This window comes from Fictibacillus nanhaiensis (genome assembly GCF_023715445.1).
Classification (GTDB): Bacteria; Bacillota; Bacilli; order Bacillales; family Fictibacillaceae; genus Fictibacillus; species Fictibacillus nanhaiensis_D.
On the sequence record NZ_JAMBOD010000068.1, the window covers coordinates 1 to 255 of the forward strand.

The window sequence follows — 255 nt, forward strand, 5'->3', positions numbered from 1 at the left end:
TGGCAACTAAGGTCAAGGGTTGCGCTCGTTGCGGGACTTAACCCAACATCTCACGACACGAGCTGACGACAACCATGCACCACCTGTCACTCTGTCCCCCGAAGGGGAAAGCTCTATCTCTAGAGTGCTCAGAGGATGTCAAGACCTGGTAAGGTTCTTCGCGTTGCTTCGAATTAAACCACATGCTCCACTGCTTGTGCGGGCCCCCGTCAATTCCTTTGAGTTTCAACCTTGCGGTCGTACTCCCCAGGCGGA

1 rRNA gene is annotated in these 255 nt (G+C 54.5%); it reads right to left on the minus strand.

Features of this window, described 5'->3' with window-relative positions:
* Positions 1–255 (minus strand): 16S ribosomal RNA (locus tag M3196_RS21885); the annotation flags it as partial.